Genomic DNA, 1,352 nt, shown 5'->3' with positions numbered 1-1,352 from the left:
GGCCGGCGCCGGACGGGCGGCGCCGGCCCCGAGTGCCGCCCCCTGGCACGAAGTGGCCACCGCCACTCCTGACGTGCGGCGCGCCCCTGGCTTACGCTGCCGTGGTTGACGGACGAGGGAGGGCGACGGGGATGACGGGACCGGCGAGCGGAGCGCTGTGGGGGCGCGCCGAGCAGCAGGACTTCCGCAGCCGGGTGCGGGGATGTCTCCTGGGCGGCGCCATCGGCGACGCCCTGGGCGCGGGGATCGAGTTCGACTCCCTGGCGGAGATCCGCGACCGCCACGGCCCGGCGGGCGTCACCGACTACGTGCCCGCCTACGGGCGCCGAGGCGCCGTCACCGACGACACCCAGATGACGCTGTTCACCCTGGACGGCCTCATCCGCGCCCACATCCGCCGCGACTCCGGCGCCTGGCACCCGCCGACCGACGTCCACGCCGCCTACCGCCGCTGGTACCGGACCCAGAACGACTGGGGGCCGGACGAACGCCGCGCCGACGACGGTTGGCTGGCGCGCCAGGAATGGCTCTACGCCCGCCGTGCCCCCGGCAACGCCTGCCTCTCCGGCCTCGCCGACGACGTCCTCGGCACCGTGGAGAAGCCCAAGAACCCCAACTCCAAGGGGTGCGGCACCGTCATGCGCTCCGCGCCCTTCGGGCTGCTCGCGGGCTGGGAGCCCCGCCTCGTCCTGCAACTCAGCGTCGAGTGCGCAAGCCAGACCCACGGCCACCCCACCGGGCGGCTCGCCGCCGGGGCGTTCTCCGCCATCATCCACGCGATCATCCGGGGGGACACCCTGGAAGGCGCCGTCCACAAGGCGTTGGCGCTGCTGGCGGTGATGCCCGACCACAAGGAGACGACCGACGCGCTCCACCGGGCGCTGGCCGCCGTCACAGCGGGAGCTCCCGGCCCGGAGAGGGTCGCCGCGCTGGGCGAGGGGTGGGTGGCGGAAGAGGCCCTGGCGATGGGCGTGTACTGCGCCCTGGTCGCCCAGGACGTCCGCCACGGCTTGCTGCTCTCCGTCAACCACGGTGGCGACTCCGACTCCACCGGCTCCGTCTGCGGCAACCTGCTGGGGGCGCTGCACGGCGAGACGGCGCTCCCGCCGGAGCTGCTGCCCGAGTTGGAGGGCCGGGCGACGATGCTGGAGCTCGCCGACGACTTCACGCTGGAGATGACGCAGGGACCCGCCCTCCACGGTCCGGGCGGCGCGGTCGCGGCCTGGCTGGAGCGCTACCCGCGGGGCTGACCCCGCGCGGGCGGCGGAGCACCTGAGCGGTGGAGCGCGTGGGCGGTGGAGCGCGTGGGCGGCGCGGACGCCCCCGCACTCCACCCGGCGCGCCGGCCCCGG

At 75.7% G+C, this 1,352-nt stretch carries 1 protein-coding gene; it reads left to right on the top strand.

Translation table 11 applies throughout. The annotated features are described in order from the left end of the window. Window positions 1–131 precede the first annotated feature (131 nt). A complete protein-coding gene (locus HCJ92_RS24090; protein ID WP_167935713.1) occupies window positions 132–1,250 on the top strand; it encodes an ADP-ribosylglycohydrolase family protein in 1,119 nt (372 codons plus the stop codon). Window positions 1,251–1,352 lie beyond the last annotated feature (102 nt).

The organism is Streptomyces spiramenti (assembly GCF_012034385.1).
GTDB lineage: Bacteria > Actinomycetota > Actinomycetes > Streptomycetales > Streptomycetaceae > Streptomyces > Streptomyces spiramenti.
The sequence above is the reverse complement of the archived record's forward strand: the minus strand, read 5'-3'. Positions and strand labels throughout refer to the sequence as shown.